The following is a 24,722-nucleotide window of genomic DNA, read 5'->3' on the forward strand; positions in this document are numbered from 1 at the left end:
TTCCGAGGTGATAAAAATGAATTTGGACAATCGATTTATCTGGGACGGTGATATTGATAAACCCATTCCAGAAGACGTCTATCCAGTAATTGACACAGATCTTGCACGGGATAACCTTGAAAATGACAGTCCTGAATCTGATCTGCAAGACTTGTAATTCTCGCCGCCTATTTAGGGCGGCCTGAGTATATTCAATCATAATGTTTCAAAGTCAGGCATCCAAGCGTAACGGCACAAATATCAATTACAGTCCTTAAAATTAAATCCCATATATCTACCTTGAATACCAATGGCATAAAAAAATTAAATAATAATAAATCCAAACCAAATAACAAGCTGCCAATAATTATGGCTCTTGAAATCTTATTTTTCCCTCTGATATATCGGTTTAGCCAAATCATAGTACCAGCTATAATCAGTCCTGTAAACACACACCAAATCATGGTTTCTAAGTGCTTATTATTAAATGAAGAATAAATATCAAATATGTTATATTGAATAAGCCTTCCTACAGTGAAACAAACTGATATGGTGATTAATGGTATCATATCTTTTACTAAAACTTTTGGTACCCACACATTTCTTGTTTTTCCAAATAAAATACCTAAAAGCAACCCCATGATAAGCAATGTAACACCATCTGCAAGAGGATATGTAATTCTATCTATCCATACAACATGAGGTAACGGTTCATAAAGATAAGCAATCCATACCACACAACATGAAAGGCCATATTTTAGTCCTTGCAATATTCTGTTTCCAGACAGATGATTGCAAATAAGAAAAAATAGCGATGCGATCAGGGAATAAACAATAATCCCATATAAGGAAAATGCCATTTGCATAGTTCCATTAGTTGCAAATAAACTTGGCTGCAAAACAGTCTGCTTCCCTGCAGGAATTAAAAATTGAACTAAAATTCTACAAATTGTTGATATAATTCCTACTAAAAGGATTTTAAATAAATTTTTCAAAAAATTTCTCCGCTAATATTAATTATAATTTATACTTACTAAATGCCTTTTCTGTATCTAAATGAACGTCCTTCATAAATAAAACTATCCAGATAATAAACGCAGCTATAGCTATATACTTTGAAAAAGAATTGACAGAACAACACAAGTTATTGCCCCTATGTTCATAGAACCAGCCTCCTGATTATATCTTTCTTTATAGAATACAATAGGATTTACTAACTATCAATATTTATTTTAATCAGGGCTTAAAACTCTCTTCAATGCTTTTTATTACTTTTTTAATAAAATAGCCATCTTTCAATTTCTTAGATATATTTACAGCGTTTATTTTTAAGGTTTCATACTCATCCATTGAGAGATTATTTATTACTGATGGTATCTGCTCAATCTTACTGATGATAATTCCTACTTTTTCTCTTTCAATAAATTTAGCAGTTGCAATATCCTTGGATATAATCACTGGAATTCCCAAAGCTAAATATAAGGAAGTCTTGTGTGGATTGGTATATCTTAAATACTGACCAATTTTTCCCCCACATTTATCTAAAGCATTTCCATCCCAGCATAAACCGAATTCATCCTTTATTTCACCAGCTAAGTTATCAGCAGCAAATGCCCCCTTATATTTCACATTACCTGATAAAAAAGTATTTTTTTTATTTAAATCCGGCCCATATAAATTAATCGTTATTTTACCAAAATCCACTTTATCCAGTTTATATAAAAAAGGTGATTTCTCATATTTTAAGTTACCTGCATAGGCTATGGAAACATTATTTGGGTCATATATCATGCCAGCATTGTGAATATCAGGTAAAACATAATCAAACATTGTGAGAGAATATATATTTGATAAAACTCCATGATCTTTTAATAATGCAGCCATAGCATCATTTACTGCTATAACACAGTGAAATCTTTTTAACATTGGTATTTCTGTAAGATAATTAGTTGTAAAGAATTTGCCAAAGCGAATTGAGTCAAGATCATGCACTAAAACTACCAATTTATATTTTTGATAGGTTGATTTGATTACTTTAATAAACTTGTCTAAATCTACCCCCTCAACTGCTACCCTTGGATATTGGACTAATATGATTCCAGTGCCATCCTCTTCATCTTCCGTTCCTATATATGTTTTCAGACATAGTCTCATATTTTTAATACAGGACTTTACGGGAATTGCTTTAAATCCCATAGAGTCCAGAAAAAATTCCACATCAGCGATTGCTTTATACCATGCTGTATACTCCTGCTCTGCATTAAAGGAAATATAAAAGTTATTCATAAAGAATCCCCCGATTAAACCTTACCGTTTGCATTTAAATATGTGAATGAAAGAATCGTATAAGGTATTTAACTATTCAGGTAATATTTAAAATTATATTATGCTTTCTAATATTTAATGTTAAAGAACATTTCTTTCTTGTGTGTTAATTTAGCACCTTTTTAATATATAAGCATGTGATTTTTATTTAACTAAATGCTAAAATAGCGCCTTTATCTGAAATAAAGGCGCTATATATCAATCTATTTTAAATATCAGTCACCAATCGGGTCATTTATAAGAGTGGCCACTCTGAACTCATGTCTGTGCCCTTCACTTACCAAAGTTACTGACTCTAAAAAATGCACATGCCTGTCATCGCCTACTGGAATAGCTGGACCCGTTTTTCCGCAAAACTCATGAAAATGATCTTCATAAAAGTCAGTACGGAAATTTAGTTCATGAATGTGATTATTTCCACGAATGGGGATTACCTGGCCAGTAACTGAAGCAAAACGATGATTATGAGGATCTGTATTCGGTTCTGCAATCTCTACACTGCCAAGGACTTCATGAACATGGCTTTGTTCCCTTGGGCATTCAAATTGATTTGGAAAAGTAAAGCCTTGCTGATTATTTGACATTAAAATCTCTCCTTTTTATAAATCATGGCACATTATATAATATGCTTGATTATAAAAAGTGTTCCGAAGCATAAAAGCAGTAAGATTTAATATTCTTTAGAAGAAGTTATTTTTCCATTCTCCATACTCTTCTCTAAGAATAGAGTATATAATCTGGTCTAAATATCCTCTGTCAGCTTTATAATTTTGTCTTAGCACCCCGTCTTTATGCATTCTTAAATTTTCGTATAATTTTATTCCTCCTAAATTATCAGGGTAAACATCAAGCCATAGCCGGTTTGTCTTGGTTTGTTCAAATGCGTATTTTATTAATGCAATCATTGATTCCTTCCCATAACCAATTCCTTTTTCAACTATGGCAATTCTTCTGATTTCAAATATATTTGATTTAAAGTCAAGTCTTATTAGGGCATAACCGACTATTTTTTTCTCATCATGTTCTTTAAATACTAATAATAAATGGTTGGGATCACTTATTTCATTTAAGTGTTCCTCATATGTTCCTATCCAAAGATAGTCTCTATTTTCCTTATGTTCCTCAATGGCAATAATCGTTTGAATTTCACTCTCAACAGCTTCAACTATATCCAGCCGTGCAGTTTTTATCATACATTAAACCTCCTTTAAAAATAGTATTTATTATATTCTATATTATAGCATGTAATTTCTATTTTTTACCTATGACATTTACTGTATTTTAACTTCATAAAATAAAAAAGTACGACTAAGCGTACATTTTTTATTTAATCAGTTACATTAAATTTTTTTATCTGCCTTTGCAAAGACTCTTCATTCCTGCTCATTTCTGGTATTTCCAATAATTTTTCACGCATCATCAAGTTCTCTGAATCAGACTCAGAGACTTTTATTTCATCTATTTGCATCTTTTTACCTCCTTATAAAATACTTAATGCTATTAATAGTATTTCAAAGGCAATAAAAAATAATCTTAACCTATATCAATTGGAAGCATATAAATAATGTAATTTATTTTAAATACTGGTGATACTAAAAAACAAACTGATTAAAATGTACCTGAGTTTTATGAAGCTTTTGACCATTTAAACTTTTTATTATATACTAATACTACTAAAAGGCATTCATTGAACTTGAAAATATAGGGGGTATTTAAATGGATTCAATTAAAAAGGCTGGAATCATTGCAGGAGCTGCTGTGGGCGGTGTTATTGGGGGTACTTTGTCTGTAGTAGGTAAAGTGACTGACATAAAAATCATTGATAGTCTTGGCTCAAGTATTGTTGATTCTACCATATATACTGGCGCCATTGCTGGAGATATTGCCAGTGGAGCTACGGATGTAATAACTGGTAAGGTGACGAAAAATGCTGATAAATTCAACGATGGTGTTCACGATTTAAAAGAAGGCGGCAATAAAGTTATAGAAAATTTTGTTGATAATTTTAAGCTTGTCGCCGATAACAGCGGAAAAATCCTGGAAGGTATCAAGGAAAAAGATACAGATAAAATAAAACGCGGGGCTAAAACCCTGGCTAAAGCCACTGCTGTGGGATTAATAACTGTAGGTGCGGTTAAAATTGATGAAGAAGAGGATTCTACAGAAAAAGTCAGCAATAAAAAATAATTTATTGCTGACTTTACTTTTATCCCCTAAATTAACTTTAATATTAATCATTAGTTATTAAACACTTCTTTAGCAATATCTGCAGATCGTTTTGCATCCTTTGCGTAATAATCTGAACCAATCTGTTTTGCATAATCCTCTGTTAAAACGGCACCCCCACCAGAATTTTACAATCAGGTCGTTCTTTATGAAGTGCCTGTATAGTTTCCTCCATACTTTTCAGGGTGGTCGTCATTAATGCACTAAGACCTACAAGCTTAACATCATGCTTCTTCACAGCTTCAATTACCACATCTGAAGCTACATCACGTCCCAAATCAATAATCTGATATCCATAATTCTGCAGTATAATTTTGACTATATTTTTTCCTATATCATGAATATCTCCTTTCACCGTTGCCAGGACAATCTTTCCACGGTTGACGGTTTCTGTATCTTTAGCTGCCAGCCTTTTATTTACTACCTCAAACCCTGCCTGAGCAGCCTGTGCTCCCTGTATTAACTGAGGAAGGAAAATGTCACCTTTCTCAAAAAGTGTGCCCAGTACATCAAGTGCAGGAATTAGCTTTTCATTTATTACAGCCATTTCCTCCATACTTTCCAATAAGTTTTCTGTAGCAATCTTGGTTTCATTCTTAAGACCTTTTCTGATTGCATGGAAAATATCAACAGAAGTACTTTCATTATTCTTTATACCCTTTCCACCTAAGCCATTATCAGGAGTGCCTTCAGGTTTTGCAAACTTTTCAATGTAGTTTTTAGCGCCCTCATCCTTTCCTGCTAAAACATTGTAAGCGTAAATAGATTCCTTCATTCCCTGGTCTTTTGGATTCATAATAGGCATATCCAACCCGGCATTCATGGCCAGTGTTAAAAAGTTTCGGTTTATAATCTCTCTCTGAGGCAATCCAAATGAAATATTGGAAACTCCCAGTAGAATCCTGACCCCAAGCTGTTCCTTTATCATCTTTATAGCCTTTGGTGTCTCCGAAGCCTCCTTTTGCTGAACAGAAGCTGCCAGAGTTAAACAGTCAATGACCATATCTTCTTTGTGAATTCCATAGGAAAGTCCTGTCCGTACTATGCGCTCAGCCAGTTCAAACCGTTTTTCTGCTGTTTCCGGTATTCCCTCTTCATCTAGAGTCAGACCAACGATTGCAGCTCCATACTTTTTAGCAAGTGGGAATATTTTATCCATCAAGTCTTTATCCGCATTTGTAGAATTTATCATGGGTTTACCATTGTAAACACGCAGGGCAGCTTCTAAAGCCTCTGGATTTTGCGAATCTAATAATATAGGTGCATCTACCACCGACTGAAGCAGTTTTACAACTTTGCACAGCATGGCTGTTTCATCTATCCCCGGCATTCCTGCATTTACATCTAAAATCTCTGCCCCATTTTCTACCTGTTCAACGGCACAGGCCAGAATTGTATCCATATCATCACATAAATAAGCCTGTTTGATAAACTTTCTACCCATAGGATTAATAGTCTCACCTACGATGGTAACATGGTCTACGTTCACAGTGGTGGTTGGAGAACATACTCTCAAAGAAGGAACATATTGCCCAATTCTGTCCGCAGCCTTTGTTCTTAGGTTGTTAAATCTTGAAACAATCTCTCTGATATATTCCGGAGAGGTCCCACAGCATCCTCCCAGCATTGAGATTCCTATGTCATGATAGGAAAGCATCTGCTCTGCAAATTGATCCGGGTTAATATCATATCCTCCTGTTTTTAAATTCGGAAGTCCCGCATTGGGTTTCACAAAAACTGGCAGTCGTGTGTTACTGCAAAGCTCCTTTGCGATAGGGAATATTTCCACAGGCCCTAAGGAACAGTTAATGCCTATAGCATCCACCCCAAGTCCTTCCAGAGTCATTGCCATGGCTTCGATTGTACATCCTGCAAAAGTTCTGTGATTACTTTCAAAGGTCATGGATACCATAACAGGCAGACTGGAATTTTCTTTTGCTGCTAAAACTCCCGCTTTCACCTCGTACAAATCTGTCATTGTTTCAAAAACAATAACATCAGCTCCAGCGTCAGTTCCTGCCACAACCATTTCTTTAAATAGTTCATATGCACCTTCAAAGGACAGTGTCCCGGCAGGCTCCAGTAATTCTCCTAAAGGCCCTATATCTAAAGCCACCAGAGTATCTGAGCCTTCACAGGCTTTTTTAGCGGCTTTTATTCCTGCTGTGATTACTTCTTTCACGGTATATCCAAACCCTGCCAGTTTATGTGCATTTGCGCCAAAAGTATTAGCGTAAATAAGATTTGCTCCACTTTCTACATACATCCCATGTACTGCTGTTATCTTTTCAGGATGGGTAATAGCAAGTATTTCCGGTCTTTCACCTAACTCTAATCCGCTGTTTTGAAGCATAGTGCCCATAGCTCCATCCAGTATTACATATTCATTTGTATTAAAAATATTTTTCAATGCGTTATCCTTTCATCAAATCAGATATTAAACTTAAAACGAATTATTTTTTACCACAAAATCCACCATGTTGGCGAAATGTACAAGTGTCTTTAATTTTACAAACTTTACAGGCCTCCCGGTTTTCTTCTATTGTCATTGTCTTACTCTTGTTATGATTCTTCACGGGCTTAATCCCTATTACTGCAGTAACTGATTTTCTTGGTATCAATAAGTGTTCACTGTTCTGAGTCAGTCCTATTTTCTTTTCCATTTCTAAAAGCTTGGAAAAAATATTCTGAGCCGTCAGGGGCAAATCCCCATAACCCGGACTGAACCTGGAGGTCAATGCCTTGTTTTGTTTTTCATACTCTTGGGTCAACTGAAGGTTTATCTGATCACATAAATCCTCAATCAGAGAAGAGGCACATGCGTCTAAGGCTACTGCCCTTGCCATGTCTGTTATCTGAGTTCTTCTTATAAGCTTGTCCGTTTGCATGCCCATAGTAACCGCCATTAAAATGCACTGGTTACAACCTGCAAGATGTTCTGCTATTGCTTTTCCTTCCAGCTTATTTTTCTCATTTAGAATATAAAGTTCCTCTAATTCCTCTGTAATCCCCAGTGGAAATTCCCGATACACTGCATGAGGATCTGCCAAAGCAAGTACCTGTTCAGAAGCTGTTTTAATCAGTTCAAGACTGTCTGCATCTGGTTTATTCTTTCCAAATCCCATACAGGCGTAAATAAATCCTGTACTTATCTCAGTTGGTATGGTTATCTTCATCAGATTTCTATCTGCTGTACGCAGTCCTTTCTTTACTTGGATCCTGGCCATTTACCGTACAGGCTTACAGGAAGATCAGTTTACTCGCTATATTTTAATCCCAGAACTCATCATTATAAATTATTGGATTAATTATACCACAAATCATTGATTTTATTTCCAATATAGTATAACATATCAAATATGTATGTAGATACCAAAAAATATTGTTTTTTTTGTGTTTAAACCAAATTATATCAAATTTAACGATGGTTTGTACAGATAAAATATACATCATTTGAATAAATGGTACATAGATTCATAGATAATCGGAGGTAAAAATATGAGGGAGATAGAAAAAATGTCATTTGAAACAAAATGTGTACATGGAGCATATAAAGCTGAAAGCGGTCAGCCTCAGGTACTGCCTATCGTGCAGAATACCACTTACAGATACTATGATTCCAAAGACGTTGCAGAATTATTTGATCTTGACAGTCCCAACTTTATGTATACCCGCCTGGGAAGTCCTACTGTAAATGCCCTTGAAGAGAAAATGGCTCTTCTTGAAGGGGGTACAGCAGGAATTGCTGCTTCTTCTGGTATGGCAGCCAGCTTTATAACAATCTGTAACATTTGTCAGGCTGGAGACCATGTTATCTCAGCAACAAATATTTACGGGGGTACACATAACTTATTTGGCGTATCTTTGAAAAAACTAGGTATTGATGTAACTTTTATAGATCAGGACCTGCCTCTTGAAGAAATATTAAAATCAGCAAGACCAGAGACAAAGGCTATCTTTGGGGAGACAATTGGAAATCCCGCTTTAAGTGTTCTGGACTTTGAGAAATTTTCTAAAGCAGCTAAAACTATGGGCGTTCCTTTTATCGTAGATAACACTTTAGCCTCCCCAGCCCTTTGCAGGCCGATTGAACACGGTGCTGATATTGTTATTCAGTCCACAACAAAATATGCAGATGGCCATGCAAGCTGTGTGGGAGGAGTTGTGGTGGAAGCCGGTACCTTTGACTGGGCAGCTTCCGGAAAATTTCCGGGAATGGTTGAACCAGATGAAAGCTATCATGGCCTGTCTTTCTATAATAAATTTAAAGATCAGTCCTTTACTTTACGTCTTCGGGCCGTCATGCTCAGAGACTTCGGCTGTACTATGGCCCCCATGAATGCTTATCTGACTCACCAGGGCTTGCAGACACTTCATCTCAGAATGGAACGTCACTGTGAAAATGCCCTTGCTTTGGCAGAGTTCTTAAAAAATCATGAAATGACAGACTGGGTTATATATCCAGGACTCAAAGGAGATAAATATTATGATTTATCTCAAAAATATTTACCTGATGGTGCAGGTGGGGTTCTATGCTTTGGGGTTAAAGGTGGTAAGGCGGCAGGAGAAAAGTTTCTTTCCCACCTGAAACTTACCAGTATCGTCGTACACGTTGGAGATATCCGGACTTCAGTGCTTCATCCAGCAAGCACTACCCACAGGCAGCTTTCTGAAGAAGAGCAGATCGCAGGTGGCATCAGACCTGAACTGATTCGGGTGTCCGTAGGTCTTGAATCAATTTCAGACATAAAAGCTGATTTTGATCAGGCATTAAAAGCAGTAAAATAAGGGGGATATCAAATGCCTTTAATAATACCAAATGAATTACCTGCCTCTGACTCATTGCAAAAAGAGAATATCTTTATCATGCATAAAGGCAGGGCTGTCACTCAGGACATCAGACCACTAAAAATATTAATTGTAAATCTGATGCCTACAAAAATTGCTACGGAGACTCAACTTGCCAGAGTGCTGGCTAACTCTCCCCTGCAGGTGGAACTGACTCTGGTATGCATGGATTCACATGAATCAAAGCATACATCCCAGGAACATATGACTTCATTCTATCAGACTCTTGATGAAATCAAAGACCAGCGGTTTGATGGTATGATTATAACAGGAGCACCAGTTGAAACACTTCCTTATGAAGAGGTTGATTATTGGAAAGAGCTCTGTGAAATTTTCGAGTTTTCAAAGACAAATGTATACAGCAGCATGCATATCTGCTGGGGCGCTCAGGCAGCTCTTTATTACCATTTTGGTATCCCAAAACACCTGACTGATGGGAAAGTCTTTGGCGTATTTGAGCATAAGGTTACAAGGCCTTATACCCCATTAGTAAGGGGATTCGATGAAGTCTTTTATGCTCCTCACTCAAGGCATACCATGATAAAAAAGAGGATGTGCTGAAGCATCCGCAGGTCCGCATTCTGGCTGAGTCTGAAGAAGCTGGTGTCCACATCCTGGCCACAGACAATGGACGTCAGATTTTCATTTTAGGGCATCAGGAATACGATAAAGATACCTTAGCAACTGAATATTTCAGGGATGTAAAAAAAGGGCTTGATATCAACATTCCCTGTAACTATTTTAAAAATGATAACCCGGAAGAAGACGTCCTTTTCAGATGGCGGGGCCATGCAAGCCTGCTTTTCTCAAACTGGCTGAACTACTATGTATATCAGGAAACTCCTTATGATTTGTCCACATTAGAACTTTGATGGATTCTGACATAAGCAACAAATGAGCTGATTAAATCAGCTCATTTGTATATTACTTCACTTTATTTACTTTCTTTTATTAAGCCAGATCTGTAGGCTCTTACAAGGTTTTTCAGGTCTTCGACCTGTAGCTGTAAGTCTTCTCCTATATCTGATGTTTTAACAGTTAATCTGACCGGCATATTCTCAACGATTTTAATAGTCGGCGCATGGAATTCCTGACTGCCATCCTCTTTCATTGGACTATACGGCTTGTGTTCGGCAAGGGCCATAAATCTCGAATTAAAAATAAAAGTATATCCTGCAATACCAGTCTGTTTCTGGTATGCTTTTGATATTCCTCCATCGATTATAAACAACTTTCCTCCACCTCGGACAGGGCTTTCCCCATCCTTAATTTTAACAGGTACATGGCCGTTTAAAATATGGGAGGTATCCGGATTTAACCCGAATTCTTTTAAAATCTTTTCGCAGGTTTCCCGATTATTAACCAATTTATAATAAGGTACTGTATATTCTTTATGAGACTTTTTGTCCGCTATAAAGGAACGTTCAAACGTAGTCATCTGATCTTTTCCGAATAATGGGGATTTACTTCCCAGCCACAGATACCACATAATGTCTCCAGATATGCCCGTTTCATCTGATGCCAGTGGATTAAAGTAAGCTTTTCGCACTTCATCATCCAGGTAATCCATAAACGCCTTACCTTTGTGGGTTGAACCGTTCAAAGTAACATCCTCAAATTCTCCCTCTTCAGTCATTGGTATGCATCCATGATAAAGAAGGTTGCCATTTACGCATTTATACATTGCTCCATGGCTGTAAAGGAATTTAATATGCTCCTGCAGTTTCTCACTTTCCAGGAATGAAGCCTCCAGGGTATTCATCAGAAGATTTTCTTCTTCTGTAAGCTTATAAGGATCAGTAGGATCAATTGTAGGAAAATTGGTGTCTCTGAGTTCCCACTCCATATCCTTTATCCTGATGGTTCCTTTTTGGGAATCAATTTTATCTAAAATCAGTCTGTGATCCATCTTATATTCCGGATGAGACATGATTCTCTGTCCTTCAACCTTATGCTGTATAATAGCAATGGCTTTATGCATTTTAGAAGCCAGCTGTTCGTCCACTGGGTCAAAAGTGTTTCTGTCCAGCATATGAGGTGCAAAGTAAGTGCAAGGATCATCTACATAGACTTTGGCTGCAAAAACAGCTAAAGGCCTTAAATTTATACCATATCCAATTTCAAGCATGTCAAAATTGTTATAGCTGATATTCATTCTTATAACATTTGTTATACATGCCCAGTTTCCTGTTGCAGCACCCATCCAGACAATGTCATGATTTCCCCACTGGAAGTCAACATCATGAAATTTCATCAGGTATTCCATGATATAGTCCGGATGCGCTCCTCTGTCAAAAATATCTCCGATTATATGTAATCTGTCCACTGCAAGCCTGCTGATGGTATCTGACAATTCGATGATAAACTGCTCTGCCACCTGGCATTCCACAATAGAATTAATGATTTCATTATAATAATGGGTTTTATTGGATTCATCGTCAGCATGTAAAAGTTCATCAATGATGTATGCACTGTCTTTCGGTAATCTTTTCCTTACCTTTGATCTGGTATATTTTGTAGAAACGGACTTGCACACTTCAATCAGTCTGTAAATAGTTACACGACACCATTCATTGAAATCGCTTTCTTCTCTTTGTCTTCTCTCAAGCTCTGCCTCAGCATTATAAATAAGTGATGCCAGCTTGTCTCTTTCTTTTTCCGGCAGACGTTTTTCAAAAATTTCATCAATCTTTGACCGGATAACACCGGATGCACTTTTGACCATATGAATAAATGCTTCATGTTCTCCATGTAAGTCACTTAAAAAATATTCGGTCCCCTTAGGCAGACTCAAGATTGCTCTTAGATTTATAATTTCTGCAGATGCTTTCTCAATATTGGGGTACTCTCTGGACAACAACTTTAAATATTTTTCTTCAAACATTTCCCGTTTCCCTTCATAAAAACATAACTAATAAAATAATACTAAAGCCTTTATATAAAAGCAATATAAACGTTAAAAATATAATTTCTTTCCAATTAGAAATTTATGTTCTTGGGAAAGTATAACTTAAAGTTTACATACTGTCCTGTATCTTCCATAAAAATATAGGCTGAATAGGTGGTATCTTTTTTTTCTGAATAAAGGTTTACTGCTTTTATCCTGCCTTTTTCTAAAAATGCTTTTACCATGGGTTTGGTCAGGGGCTTTTTTTTGCTTACAAAAAACCTATCCTCTTTCCAGATTGTAAACCCACACTCCATTCCGCCTTCACAATAATAATTCTTTTTTCCTTCATAAATATTTTTTCCACATCGTGGGCATTTCCCTATGATTTCTCTTCCTTTTTCGTCATAGACACAATCTTCCGTATAGCTTTTCACCATTTCACCAACAAAAGTCACAATGCCTTCTATGAATTCATCGCTGGCAAACTCCCCTTTATAAATCTGTTCCAGCTTCTGCTCCCACTCTGCTGTGAGAACTGCACTTTTTACTTTTTCTGGAACTATGTCCACAACCTCAAAGGCTTTCTCTGTAGGAAGGAGGTTTTTCCCCTTTCGTTCCACAAATCCGGTCTTAATAATCCTCTCTATGATTCCTGCACGTGTAGCCGGTGTTCCTAATCCCGCTCCTGCTACTTCTTTCTTTAACTCTTCATCCTCAAGGGTTTTCATGGCGTTTTCCATAGCAGAAAGCAAAGTGTCCTCTGTATAAGGCTTAGGAGGCTGGGTACTCTTTTCTTTTGAAGTTACTTCTACATTTTGGATAATTTCTCCTTCTGTCAGTGCTGGGATTATTTCTTCTTCTTTTTCCTCGGTCTGCTTCTTCTTTGACTTTTTTCCTTTTCCCTTGCCATTTTCTTCTGCATCTGCTTTCTGACTGGATTTAACAAGTTCAGATAAATGAGCGGCTATTTCTTTAAAACCATTTTCAGAGATTTGTCTTCCAGTAGCCTTAAATTCTTCCCCTTCAATATTTAAAAACAGCTCTGTTTTAATATACTCATGAGGCACATAAGCAGCAGTCAGCAATTTATATATGATTAAAAGCAATATATGAAATTCATTCTTAGGCAGTTTATCTGATGCCTTCCATGCTTCTATAGTGGGAATAATGGCATGGTGGTCTGTTACTTTCTTGTCATTTATAAGACGCTCTGTGTTGACGGCATCAAGGTTATAAAGCTCTGGGGTCCTACTGTCTATATAAGGTGCCTTCAGAATGCTTTCCAGTATCCTGGTGGTGCTGTCTGCCATATCCCCTGTCAGGTATCTGCTATCCGTTCTTGGATAAGTAACCAGCTTCTTTTCATAAAGATTCTGAGTGGCATCCAGAGTCTGCTGTGCTGACAGCCCTAACATTTTGTTTGCTTCTCTTTGCAATGTTGTCAGATCGTATAATGCCGGTGGGTTTTCTTTAACTGGAGCCTGGGTCATGGATACTACTTCAGCGGACTTTCCAGTACATTTTTCAACAATTTTATCACTTTCTTCTTTGTTTTCCACCCTTTTGGTTGCCGTAAAATTCGTACCATCATGACTACAGGCGGCAGTAAGAATAAAAAAGGGTTTTGAATCGAAATTATCTATGGTTCTCTGCCGTTCTACGATTAAATTTACAGTAGGAGTCTGCACCCGTCCGATATTAATCTGTGCATTGGCCATGCATGCAAACAGTCTGGAGAAGTTAATTCCTACCAGCCAGTCAGCCTGCAGTCTGCATAAGGCTGCCTGATACAGCCGATCATACTCCTTACCGTCTTTTAATTTAGCAAATCCATCTTTTATGGCTTTGGTTTCCATTGAACTGATCCATAACCGTTTAAAATTTTTATTGCATCCTGTCTGATTATATACCAGCCGGAATATTAGTTCCCCTTCTCGTCCAGCATCCGTCGCACAGACGATTTCATCTATATCATCACTCTCCATGAGGGTTTTAACCACGTCAAATTGTGCCTGCACTCCTGCAGACACTTGATATTTCCAGGTGTTTGGTATAATAGGCAGATCCATAATGCGCCACTTCTGATATTTCTCGTCATAAGCTTCTGGCATAACGGTCTCAATCAAATGTCCCACACACCAGGACACCACATATTCATTTCCTTTAAAAAATCCATTGCCCCGTTTATCTGCACCCATCACCTTTGCGATTTCTGCAGCAACACTGGGTTTTTCTGCTATTACTAATTTCATAACTTTAAGTATAACATAACAAGCCAAAAATGCCAACAGACCGCCTCATTATGGGCGGTCTGAATTTTAATTTTATTTATACTGGATATGCCATTGCCTCTTCATCTACAAGATCCCAGTCCATGCCATATATTCTTCCTGCTCTTTTCTGAAAGAAATCTTCTGCATTCTTTGGAAACATTGCCTGTGTAAGGATATCCTCTTCCTGCTCCAGATATCTTGCACATTCCTTTTTAACATTATCCAGCTCTGGTTCTAGCAAGTCTGCAGGTCTGCAGGTAATCTGCTCATCATCTCCAATAATTTGCTTTTTTACCTGGTCACTTATTGGAACAGTGGTTTTTCCATACATACCTTTCACAATCATTTTAACCTCATTGGGAACCATTTTATAACGTTCACCAGTTAAAACATTGAGAACAGCCTGAGTCCCTATAATCTGGCTGGTCGGGGTTACCAATGGTGGAAATCCCAAATCTGCCCTTACTTTTGGCACTTCTTTGAGGACCTCATCAAAACGATCCTCTGAATTAGACTCCTTTAATTGTGACAGCAGGTTTGACAACATACCGCCTGGTACCTGATATACCAGTGTATTCACATCCACACCCATTAACTTGGTATTGATAAGACCTTCCGCAATATACTTTTCACGGACTGGTTTAAAATGTTCCGCGATTTTGTTCAGCTGGCGCAAATCCAGTCCTGTATCGTAGGGCGTTCCTTTAAATGCAACGACCATAGACTCTGTAGACGGCTGTGAAGTCCCTTCTGCAAATGGAGATATAGCTGTGTCTATAATATCTACTCCGGCTTCTACCGCCTTTAGATAAGTTAAACTGCCCAGTCCACTGGTTGAATGGGTATGAAGTTCTAAAGGAACAGAAATCACTTTCTTTATTTCTGTAATCAGTTCATATGCATTATAAGGGTCCAGAAGTCCTGCCATATCTTTAATACAGATAGATTTTGCTCCCATTTGTTCCATTTCTTTTGCCAAATTAATAAAAACATTATTGTCATGAGCTGGACTCTTGGTGTACGAAATTGCTCCCTGCGCGTGTCCACCGAACTTATTGCAGGCTTCTATAGACCTTTGTAAATTTCTCGTATCATTTAATGCATCAAACACCCGGATTATATCTATACCATTATCGATAGCTCTGTCTACAAATTCATCTACAAGGTCATCTGCATAATGTCTGTAACCCAACAGGTTTTGCCCTCTTAGAAGCATCTGCAGCTTCGTGTTATTTACTCTCTTCCTTATCTTTCTCAGTCTTACCCATGGATCTTCATCCAGGAACCGGATGCAGGCATCATAAGTAGCACCGCCCCACATTTCTATGGCATTATATCCAATAGAATCCATCACTTCCAGAATAGGTATCATTTCATCAGTCTTCATTCTGGTCGCCATAAGTGACTGCTGGCCATCTCTGAGAACTGTTTCTGTAATTTTGACTTTCGTCATACATTTTCCTCCCACATATTTCCTTCTATCAATTTGTCTTTAATATTTCTCTATCTAAATTGTAATATATTTTTAAATTCTAATATTTTAATTTCTAACTATTTATACTATAATTAACTATTTCAAAAAAGTCAACAGGACTATCCAGTTTATTTTTATCAGATAGTCCTGTTTATATAAATATTTGTTATTAAATTTCCTTTAGATAGCATTGTAAATAGGATTACTTTACAATAATTTTGATACAGCAAATGCATTTGTTATGGCTTCCACTAAGTTAGGATCGTAACTCATAATATTCCAGATGCTGATTCCTGCCAATCCATATTCCTTCACTACATCCATTTTGGCCTTATAACTTCTGGCATCTTCAAACCACACTTCGTGCTGATCGTATGTAGTTTCTTGTGTTCCATCTTCATTTTGACTGGTTACTTCTTTCCAATAAGTATAATGTGGACTTTGTGCTACTTCATCAAATTGTATCTCTGCACCATATTCCTTAGCCCTTCTGACTGCCTCCGCATTTGTTATTTTTTCCGCCATAGATTCTTTGGGCACAAAAGGCAGTTTCCAGTCATACCCATAGTTTGGTACTCCCATTAGAATTTTTTCAGGAGGAATTTCGCTAACCCCATATTCAATAACCTCCCGAACTTTATTAATTGGTGCCACTGCCATGGGCGGTCCATAGGTATATCCCCATTCATACGTCATAAGCAGTGTAAAATTAGCCGCTTTCCCCATACCGGCATAATCATGGCCCTGATACAAAAGCCCCTGCTGATTTGCTGAAGTTTTAGGAGCCAGGGCAACTGTTACTAAATAACCCTCCGGGTTAAACTTTTTCGTAGCCTGAGCAACCATATCTGTATATTGATCTCTATTTTTTGCCGGTACGTATTCAAAATCAAAATCCACACCAAAAAGATTTTTCTTTTTCATTTCATATAGGATTTCATTTAACAGTCTTTCCACTGCATCTGGATTTTCAAGTACATCACTTACCAGGTATTCTGAGAACTGTCCCATTTCATTCATGGGTGTAAGTACCATCATGGAACCTACCTCAGAGCTATTAGCCGCTTCAATTAATTTTTCATCATCTAAAGGTATTAAATACCCTTCCGGAGTCATACCATAGCTAAATGTAGAAATTAACGATAAATTTGACAGCCATGACTGTAATACTTCTGGCTCAACACTTGGATACACATATCCATTCACAATTATTTCATCCATATAAAAGCACCCCCAGGTACATTTTATGCATCTGGAGGTTCCTTTATCTTACAATTAACAAATATTTTTTTAATATAATTACATTTTTATTAGTGATTAGCAAAGAGGATTAGTGTTTACTAATCCTCTGCTTTTAATCTACTTATTAATAAGTTCTGCTTTCAACAATAAATTTCGAACAGCAGTTAGTGCTTCTGCCTCAGTTAATGTTCCTTTTGGATCTAATATACCATTACCTTTGCCATTAAATATTTCTGCATTTACCACTCGCTGCGCTGATGGTGTTGCCCAAGTTGCTACTTTAGCGCTATCTGTATAGGCAGCCAATTTGTTTGACTTGTTATCTGCTACCTTAGCAATGTCCATTGCCTTTGCATACATTACCATGGCTTCTTCTCTTGTTATAGTATTTGTTCCCCTGAATGTCCCATCTGGATACCCATTAATGATGCCCCATTCATTTGCTTTTTGAATACTTACATTATTTTTGTTGTTTACCGTGATATCACTAAAAATACTTTTGGATTTTTCATCTTCTCTGTACAGTCCTAAAGCCCTTACAATATAATCTGCAAATTCAGTTCTTGTGACAGCTTTGTTTGCATCAAAATTTTTGTAATCAGTCAGTACTAACCGTGATGCCATATCATCTACTGTTTCTTTTGACCAATGCCCCTTTACTGATTCCACTGTAATTGGACTATGAATTACTGAATAAGTTGAGTTTGTTAAGCTGTTTATCCCTGCATACCACTTACCATCCTTTTTAAATACCGTAGTTGGCACATGCGAGTAGGACCCGTCTTCATTAAATACTATACCTGTTGTAATTTCATTTGGATTTACGTCACTTGGAACTTCAAATATCCTTTGAACATATTGTTTGAAAGATTTAATAGTAACGTCCTGTGAAGAACCATCTGCGCGGGTTACCTTTGCAACTACACTGAAATCCACTGGGGCAATCAGTATCTCACCATTATTTGCCTTTACCTTTTCACCATAAGTGGTTTCTTGTTCCTTCGACATTTGTTTCATTTGAATTTCAAATTTAATTTCTTTTAATCCTTCCTGAGTAACCGAAAGTTTTTTTGCAATGTCATCTACTGTAAGTTCTTTTGCTGGAATATTATAAGCTACTTCACCTTTTTTAATGAGTACGTCAAAATTGTTTTGATCCAGTTTTTTTACAATTTCACCAGTAAGACCTACAATAGCAATATTTGCTGATTTATCCATAACATTAACTTCTGCAACATTGGTTTTTCCTGTCTCCTTAGATGAATTGGCTTTCATCTCTGCGTCAATCATTTTCCCCATAGTATCTGAATTTACAGATACTTGAACCTTTGACACACCGTTTTCGTTGGATTTGTTTTCAGTTCCGATTCGCTGCTCTTCACCGTTCACTTTAACGATGGTGTTATCGTTAGTTGATGCAGTTGGAGATGTGGTAGAATGACTGCTTTTTCCGCTGCTTCCAGAAGATGCCGGTGCTACAATGACATTGACCCTTGCCTTTAAATTACTTGGGTTAGAAAGATTCTCACTTATGGCTACCGTGCCACTAAAGACATAGGTTCCACCTGTATTGCCATCATAAGTTGGTGTACCTCCATCCCAGGTTACTGCTGAGTTTGTGGTTGTGGAATTGCTTAGGGTTAAGGTAACTGAAGCTGGCAATTGACCTGTAATTGTACTTAAATTTGTTCCGTTGGAGACGTTGATATCTGAAAGGTTTGCAACACTAGTTACCTTTAAAATATTATTGGTAACTGGCATATTTGTAAAATCATCCAGTTCTATGGATTTGCCCGAAACAACTAAATTATTAGTGCCTGTTTTGGCATAGCTCACTTTAATGTTATCTGTGTAAGACATATTATCATTTAAAGTCAGACGTATACTTGACCCTGAAACGATTGCCTCTGTAATTTGCGGATTAGATGCTACACCTGAGACATTAAAGGCAGCTGTATCCACTATGCCATCTGAGAGGGTTGTGTTTAAAACTAATTCAATATGTGTTTTATCCGTTGTTCCTGCTGTTCCTATTATTTTTTTACAAACAGAACCAAGTGATAAAAAATAAATGGAACCAGCCTGATCAACATAGCTTCCCCATGGATAGCCTATGGTAGATGGCGTTGCAAAGGCTGCTACTTTATTTCCGTCTACATCATATTTTTCTATGCTTCTAGACCCAAGGGAAACATAAAAATATCCATCTTCTCCTAATGTAACCCATGTTGGTGTGCTTAATCCGGTTATAAAATCAGTTACAGTACCACTTGGTGTGATTTTCTTTATTTTCCCGCCAGAACGATCCGCAACATATAAATTATTAGCTGAATCAATGGTCATGCCTATGATTGAATTCGACCCCAGACCAGTGACAAAGTCGGTGGACCCTGATCCATTTAAATTCATTTTCAGGATTGTTCCAGATGAATACTGTACGGCATACAAATTGTTGCCGCTATCAATCACAAGTCCAGTTAAGAGCCCCGTTTCAGTTTTTATAACTGTCTTAGCTCCACCTGCGCTGACTTTGTCTATTTGTGAACCAGCGTGTTCCGCAATATATAAGTTACCACTGCCGTCAAAAGCCATTCCTATGGGTTGATTTAATGCCGTTACGGAATTTGTTTTATTTTGACCGTCTCGATCTACCCTAACAATACTACCGCCACCATATTCCGAAATATAGAGCTTATTATCAGGTCCTTTAATCACATTAATAGCTTGATTTAATCCAGTTGATAGAACATCAAATGCATAAGATGTTGAAGTTATAGCATATGATGATACAGGGGATACAGTTGTTATTGTCACTAACATTGTAATAATAGCAATAAGACTTATTAATCGTTTCATGTCTAATTTATCCTCCTAAAATTCTTTAAATTTCTATAATTTTACAATAATCATCTATTTATTACAACAAAAACTTGTATTAATTTGAATAACATTTAATAATCGCTTTTGCACAAGAGTCGTAACTTGTTGCAATTTGGAATATTTTAGGTTATAATTTTAGATATAGATTTTATAAATGTAATAAAAAGTAATATTGGGTGTTTTTAAATAAAGTTTTTATTGTTTATGAAACTTGTGATGATAAAACTTATGTGTATTAGGGGGAAATTTTATATGGATAATAATTTAAATAACCAGCAAAATGATGAACAGAGCAACCAGCAAGCTGAACAGCAGAGCAACCAGCAAACTGAACAAGAGAGCAACCAGCAAACCGAACAGCAAAGCAACCAGCAAACTGAACAGCAGAGCAATCAGCAAACTGAACAGCAGATTAATCAACAAACTGTTAAACAAAGTCAGCAACAAGCTAACAAACAGAATTATCAACAATATTACCAACCATATATACAGCAGAATAACCAACGAAACAATCAGCAGAATAACCAGCAGCAATCCCCATCTAATGGTAAGGCGGTGGCTTCTCTGGTTTTAGGTATTGTTGGTTTGGTTTGTGTCATTTTTGCTTATACCGCATTTCTTGGAATGATTCTGGCAATTGTAGGAATTGTTTTAGGTACATTAGCTAAAAATGAGCAGCCTTCAAGTATGGCAACCGCTGGAATCGTATTAAGCATAGTTGCACTGGGGCTTTGTGCTGTTGCACTTGTAGCATGTGTTTCATGTGCTGGTGCTTTGGCTGCTTTATAATTAAAATATGCTAAATTAAGAGACGGGCGATTACTGTTTTATTCAGTTAATAGCCCGTTTTATTATTGGAGGATAAATGTATGTTTTCCGTTCTAAATATTTGTGGTCTTAAGATTGCTTCTTATGGTTTAGTCAACCTGATTGCATTTACAGTAGGAATAGTAATCGCTTGTTTGAGAGCAAAAAAAAATGGCATCTCCCCAGAGCAAGAGTTCTTAATGTTACTTCACGCATTAATCGGTGCTATTGTGGGAGGGAAATTACTATATTTAATATGTAGCCTTGGAGACATCTGGAACAATAAAGCTATAATATTTAAGGATATAAACCATTTTACTTCTTATATGGAAGGTGGTTTCGTCTTTTATGGGGGGCTGTTAGGAGGATTAGCTGCAGCCTTTTTATATTGTCATTACTATAAGAAACCTCCAGTGAAAATGATTGAATTATCTGTGCCATCTATACCTTTAATTCATGGTATTGGCAGAATCGGCTGTTTCATGGCCGGATGCTGCTATGGTATACCTGTCAAATCAAAAATAAGTGTAGTTTATACTAATTCAATTGCTGCTCCAAATGGTATTCCTATTTTTCCAATACAACTTTTGGAAGCTGGAATAAATTTTACATTGTTTATAATCCTAATGATTTATTCCCAAAAGCCTCATAAACCATATAAACTATTGGGGCTGTATTTAACGTTTTACTCCATAGAAAGATTTTTCCTTGAATTTTTAAGGGGCGATAGTATCCGGGGAGTGTATTGGGGAATATCATCCTCTCAGTGGATCAGCCTTATTATTATTTTACCTCTAGGAATATTCTTATTTACCTCTAGTCGTTTAAAAAATTAATTTGCACTGATATTTGCTATTTTTCTGATTCTTAACTTATTCTGAATTTATTTATAATAATGTTGAAAACCAACGGCTCATAGTTATAATGAAATAACAGTCTATTGCAATTTACTACAATAAAGGAGAGAAAATGAGGGATAACAAGAGATTTCACTTGCTGCTATTCGTCACGTTACTTGGCATTTTAACCTGGTCGGTCATAAACCCTAAAGACTTGTTTACATGGTTTTTAGAAGTCCTGCCAGCACTAATAGGAATTCTTATATTATTATACCTGTATCCCAAATATAAGCTATCCGATTTGGCCTACATATTGATTTTAATACATGCAACAATTCTAATAATTGGCGGTCACTATACTTATGCGGAAATGCCTGTTTTTAACTGGATCAGAGATACCTTTCACTTAAGCAGGAATTACTATGACAGATTAGGCCACTTTGCGCAGGGTTTCATTCCTGCCATCATTACAAGAGAAATACTTATAAGAAATGAAGTTCTAAATAAAAAGAAATATATGCCTTTTTTGGTTGTTTCTATATGTCTTTCCATTAGTGCAACTTATGAGCTATTTGAATTTTCAATTGCAAAGCTTACCGGTGACAGTGCAGAAGCATTTTTAGGTACACAGGGTGACATTTGGGATACACAATGGGATATGTTAATGGCCTTAATTGGTTCCATCACTTCTTTATGTTTACTAAGTAACTACCATGACAAAGAATTATTAAAGATGAACTAATTACATAAAATCAGCCGCTTCAGAGCTCTTTCTGAAACGGCTGACAGATAATTTATTTTCTTTATCGGTATTTATCTTTTTACCCAAAGAGGCTTTAAACCAGCTTTCCTCTATAAGTAAATGCTTGGTTTAGTAGTCGTTTCGGATGCAACCGCAGATTTTATCATATCTATTTCATATGTTGTTTCGGGACTCATACCACAGCGTTTATTGTTTCTTCTGTTTTCTCTCTCTGAATTTATATCACTTACACCTTTTACCAGATTGCATAAACCTGCTTCAAGGTCCTGCAGCCCCTCAGTAACACTTTGGATTCCTTCACAAAGACAGCAGTTTTGCAGTTGGCACAATCCTTCCTGCACACCCTTCACACCATCCTTGAGGTCGCAAACACCTTCTTTAATACCCATATTACTTCTGTAATCACATTCAAATTCCACATCTCTTAATCCATCAATTACATCGGATAAACCTTTTTCAACTTTGCAAAGTCCTTTTTCAATGCATTTTATGCCCTCACCAATTTTACAGCAGCAGATGGCATCAAGGCCATTCTGGATATCTTTAATACCTTCTTTGATTTTGCAGATGCCTTTTTGGATTGCTTCAATAGCGTCCTCCTGCTCACACTGACAATTGCATTGTCTATTTCTATACATTTTTCATCACCTTTTTTATATAATATTCACCTAATCTAGGTATAGTATAATTATATGAAGAAGTTAGCCAAAGTGTTAAAGTTATACTGGTATATAGCTGCTTTTTATATCTTTTTCAGGCCTAATATGGCACACTTACAATCATATCTCATATCATGAACGAGGGAGGGATTTATTGTGCCTGATCAATATAATAAATGTTCTAAAGAAAATGTTATCCACCAATTAGTGGAAGTGCAAGCACAGGTTACAGTTACACCACTGATAGAACATGGAACCCCTAAAGTGCACTGCGTTAACTCCTGTATCTACCCAAATCATCAATGTAATAACCATAATTATTTTGATTGCTCCAATCACGACTCTTATGGTTGTACCAGTTGCGGGGATATGATTATAATACCACTTGTGAGCCCATCAGTTCACCATGTAAATATAATTATACTCTGACCCAAGTAATCTGTATTGAAATTCCTATATGTATAGATGCGGAAGTTGATATTCATGAAGGGATTGCCTGCTGTGGCAGACCGGAAGTTGATATTCATAAAGGAACTGCCTGCTGCGACAGACCGGATATTAATCCCACAGAGTGTATTAATAATAGAAAACGATCTTACATGCAAATGCTATAACTACCATAAGCATGTGTAATATTATTTATAGATTTGAAAGGCGTGAAAATATATGTCAGTTTGTGCTGATTGTAATAATTCCCATGAAAAAGTAGTGCTACCTCTTCAGCAAGAAGAAACATGTGAAAGCACAGTTCATGAAACCGTTTGTGTCCAGGGCACCGTAACGATTACACCTAGCGTAGTAAGCGGAACACCTACCTCATTTTGTGTAGGAAATCCTATCATCGGAAGCTGTCCAGGAGAGTTACGAAGGAACTGCGTTTTTACAGTAAGCCAAAATATTTGTGTTCAGATACCTTTAACTTTCTCTGCGACTGCTTCAGCTGTGGGAAATGGAATAGTGTGTGGCGTGCCGGATATCGGGCCATGCGAAGGTACAGCTGGTTGTACCCACACTATTGGGTTCTTTAAAAACAACCCTGACTTTACCAATGCATTAATAACGAACGCTGGTGGATCCATTATTTTGGGTACCGATAGCAATGGGCTCAGCTTTACAGTGACCACGGCTAATGCAAATGCTGTGTTAAACTTTAATACTCCGTCACCTCCGGCACCAGCAAATCCTCCGCTTGCCCAGCAGTATCAACAGCTTTATGCGCAGCTACTGGCAGCTAATTTAAACATCTTAGCTTTGGAAGCTCAAGGTGCTGACATTTGTAGTTTCGTGATTGAAGCAATTAACAATGCAAATGTATTCCTGGCTAACTCACCTGCAGGTGGAACAACAGGGGCACCTCAATTTCAAGAACCACTTGAACGGTTTAATTCAGGTGAAGCTCCAGGCTGTCCGGTGCATTGTGAATCATAGTATAGCCATGTAAATGAATCATAAAGGGCAAAAACTTTTTTAATTATTAGTTTTTGCCCTTTTTTATATTTTGTTCAGGAATAACTTTA

At 36.9% G+C, this 24,722-nt stretch carries 21 protein-coding genes and 1 pseudogene; 9 read left to right on the forward strand and 13 right to left on the reverse strand.

Annotation, left to right across the window (positions count from 1 at the left end; all coding sequences use genetic code 11):
- Positions 1–16 precede the first annotated feature (16 nt).
- The gene (locus Ami3637_RS17080; protein ID WP_202931089.1) at positions 17–157 is read left to right on the forward strand and encodes a hypothetical protein; all 141 of its coding nucleotides are present in this window, start codon (positions 17–19) and stop codon (positions 155–157) included.
- A 34-nt stretch (positions 158–191) separates the two neighbouring features.
- Here the strand turns inward: Ami3637_RS17080 and Ami3637_RS04675 are convergent, their stop codons facing one another.
- From Ami3637_RS04675 to Ami3637_RS04695, 5 genes are all read right to left on the reverse strand, one after another.
- Positions 192–974 carry a hypothetical protein gene (locus Ami3637_RS04675; protein WP_162361545.1) on the reverse strand — a complete coding sequence of 261 codons (783 nt, stop codon included), beginning with the start codon at positions 972–974 and terminating at the stop codon, positions 192–194.
- A 241-nt stretch (positions 975–1,215) separates the two neighbouring features.
- Positions 1,216–2,265, reverse strand: coding sequence for a hypothetical protein (locus tag Ami3637_RS04680; RefSeq protein WP_162361546.1), 1,050 nt, complete (start codon positions 2,263–2,265; stop codon positions 1,216–1,218).
- Positions 2,266–2,519: 254 nt separating this feature from the next.
- Positions 2,520–2,888, reverse strand: coding sequence for a YmaF family protein (locus Ami3637_RS04685; protein ID WP_162361547.1), 369 nt, complete (start codon positions 2,886–2,888; stop codon positions 2,520–2,522).
- A gap of 96 nt (positions 2,889–2,984) precedes the next feature.
- Positions 2,985–3,497 carry a GNAT family N-acetyltransferase gene (locus Ami3637_RS04690; RefSeq protein ID WP_162361548.1) on the reverse strand — a complete coding sequence of 171 codons (513 nt, stop codon included), beginning with the start codon at positions 3,495–3,497 and terminating at the stop codon, positions 2,985–2,987.
- 134 nt (positions 3,498–3,631) lie between these two features.
- Positions 3,632–3,772 carry a hypothetical protein gene (locus tag Ami3637_RS04695; protein ID WP_162361549.1) on the reverse strand — a complete coding sequence of 47 codons (141 nt, stop codon included), beginning with the start codon at positions 3,770–3,772 and terminating at the stop codon, positions 3,632–3,634.
- A gap of 248 nt (positions 3,773–4,020) precedes the next feature.
- Between Ami3637_RS04695 and Ami3637_RS04700 the strand changes: the two genes are divergently transcribed.
- Positions 4,021–4,491, forward strand: a complete 471-nt coding sequence (locus tag Ami3637_RS04700; protein ID WP_162361550.1) for a hypothetical protein — start codon at positions 4,021–4,023, stop codon at positions 4,489–4,491.
- Between the two features lie 142 nt (positions 4,492–4,633).
- Here the strand turns inward: Ami3637_RS04700 and Ami3637_RS04705 are convergent, their stop codons facing one another.
- Entirely contained in the window at positions 4,634–6,940 is a 2,307-nt protein-coding gene (locus tag Ami3637_RS04705) for a homocysteine S-methyltransferase family protein (protein ID WP_330586826.1), read from the reverse strand.
- Between the two features lie 43 nt (positions 6,941–6,983).
- Positions 6,984–7,757, reverse strand: coding sequence for a hypothetical protein (locus Ami3637_RS04710; RefSeq protein WP_162361551.1), 774 nt, complete (start codon positions 7,755–7,757; stop codon positions 6,984–6,986).
- Positions 7,758–8,028: 271 nt separating this feature from the next.
- Here Ami3637_RS04710 and Ami3637_RS04715 point away from each other — a divergent pair, with 271 nt between their 5' ends.
- Positions 8,029–9,318, forward strand: a complete 1,290-nt coding sequence (locus Ami3637_RS04715) for an O-acetylhomoserine aminocarboxypropyltransferase/cysteine synthase family protein (protein WP_162361552.1) — start codon at positions 8,029–8,031, stop codon at positions 9,316–9,318.
- 12 nt (positions 9,319–9,330) lie between these two features.
- A pseudogene (metA, locus tag Ami3637_RS04720) lies at positions 9,331–10,250 on the forward strand (homoserine O-acetyltransferase MetA).
- A 62-nt stretch (positions 10,251–10,312) separates the two neighbouring features.
- Here metA and Ami3637_RS04725 read toward each other — a convergent pair.
- The 5 genes from Ami3637_RS04725 to Ami3637_RS04745 all read right to left on the reverse strand — a co-directional run bounded on the left by Ami3637_RS04725 (position 10,313) and on the right by Ami3637_RS04745 (position 20,113).
- The gene (locus Ami3637_RS04725; protein WP_162361553.1) at positions 10,313–12,262 is read right to left on the reverse strand and encodes a fructose-1,6-bisphosphatase; all 1,950 of its coding nucleotides are present in this window, start codon (positions 12,260–12,262) and stop codon (positions 10,313–10,315) included.
- A 95-nt stretch (positions 12,263–12,357) separates the two neighbouring features.
- A complete protein-coding gene (locus tag Ami3637_RS04730) occupies positions 12,358–14,520 on the reverse strand; it encodes a DNA topoisomerase 3 (protein ID WP_162361554.1) in 2,163 nt (720 codons plus the stop codon).
- A 76-nt stretch (positions 14,521–14,596) separates the two neighbouring features.
- The gene (locus Ami3637_RS04735) at positions 14,597–15,994 is read right to left on the reverse strand and encodes an oxaloacetate decarboxylase subunit alpha (protein WP_162361555.1); all 1,398 of its coding nucleotides are present in this window, start codon (positions 15,992–15,994) and stop codon (positions 14,597–14,599) included.
- Between the two features lie 228 nt (positions 15,995–16,222).
- Positions 16,223–17,236 carry a glycosyl hydrolase family 18 protein gene (locus Ami3637_RS04740; RefSeq protein WP_162361556.1) on the reverse strand — a complete coding sequence of 338 codons (1,014 nt, stop codon included), beginning with the start codon at positions 17,234–17,236 and terminating at the stop codon, positions 16,223–16,225.
- A gap of 138 nt (positions 17,237–17,374) precedes the next feature.
- Positions 17,375–20,113 (reverse strand): S-layer homology domain-containing protein, encoded by a 2,739-nt coding sequence (locus Ami3637_RS04745; RefSeq protein ID WP_162361557.1) that lies wholly within the window; start codon positions 20,111–20,113, stop codon positions 17,375–17,377.
- Positions 20,114–20,389: 276 nt separating this feature from the next.
- Here Ami3637_RS04745 and Ami3637_RS17300 point away from each other — a divergent pair, with 276 nt between their 5' ends.
- The 3 genes from Ami3637_RS17300 to Ami3637_RS04760 all read left to right on the forward strand — a co-directional run bounded on the left by Ami3637_RS17300 (position 20,390) and on the right by Ami3637_RS04760 (position 22,525).
- Positions 20,390–20,926, forward strand: coding sequence for a hypothetical protein (locus tag Ami3637_RS17300; RefSeq protein WP_243158105.1), 537 nt, complete (start codon positions 20,390–20,392; stop codon positions 20,924–20,926).
- 80 nt (positions 20,927–21,006) lie between these two features.
- Positions 21,007–21,780, forward strand: a complete 774-nt coding sequence (locus Ami3637_RS04755) for a prolipoprotein diacylglyceryl transferase (protein ID WP_162361558.1) — start codon at positions 21,007–21,009, stop codon at positions 21,778–21,780.
- 133 nt (positions 21,781–21,913) lie between these two features.
- On the forward strand, positions 21,914–22,525 hold the full coding sequence (locus tag Ami3637_RS04760; RefSeq protein ID WP_162361559.1) for a DUF2238 domain-containing protein: 612 nt from the start codon (positions 21,914–21,916) through the stop codon (positions 22,523–22,525).
- Between the two features lie 110 nt (positions 22,526–22,635).
- Here Ami3637_RS04760 and Ami3637_RS04765 read toward each other — a convergent pair whose 3' ends face one another.
- Positions 22,636–23,184 carry a hypothetical protein gene (locus tag Ami3637_RS04765; protein WP_162361560.1) on the reverse strand — a complete coding sequence of 183 codons (549 nt, stop codon included), beginning with the start codon at positions 23,182–23,184 and terminating at the stop codon, positions 22,636–22,638.
- Between the two features lie 380 nt (positions 23,185–23,564).
- On the opposite strand from Ami3637_RS04765, the gene Ami3637_RS04770 reads away from it, so the two are divergent.
- Positions 23,565–23,819: a hypothetical protein gene (locus Ami3637_RS04770; RefSeq protein WP_162361561.1), complete on the forward strand. Its 255-nt coding sequence runs from the start codon at positions 23,565–23,567 to the stop codon at positions 23,817–23,819.
- A gap of 52 nt (positions 23,820–23,871) precedes the next feature.
- Complete coding sequence (locus tag Ami3637_RS04775) at positions 23,872–24,633, forward strand: hypothetical protein (RefSeq protein ID WP_162361562.1); 762 nt, start codon at positions 23,872–23,874, stop codon at positions 24,631–24,633.
- The last annotated feature ends 89 nt before the right edge of the window (positions 24,634–24,722 follow it).

This window comes from Aminipila terrae (genome assembly GCF_010120715.1).
GTDB lineage: Bacteria > Bacillota > Clostridia > Peptostreptococcales > Anaerovoracaceae > Aminipila > Aminipila terrae.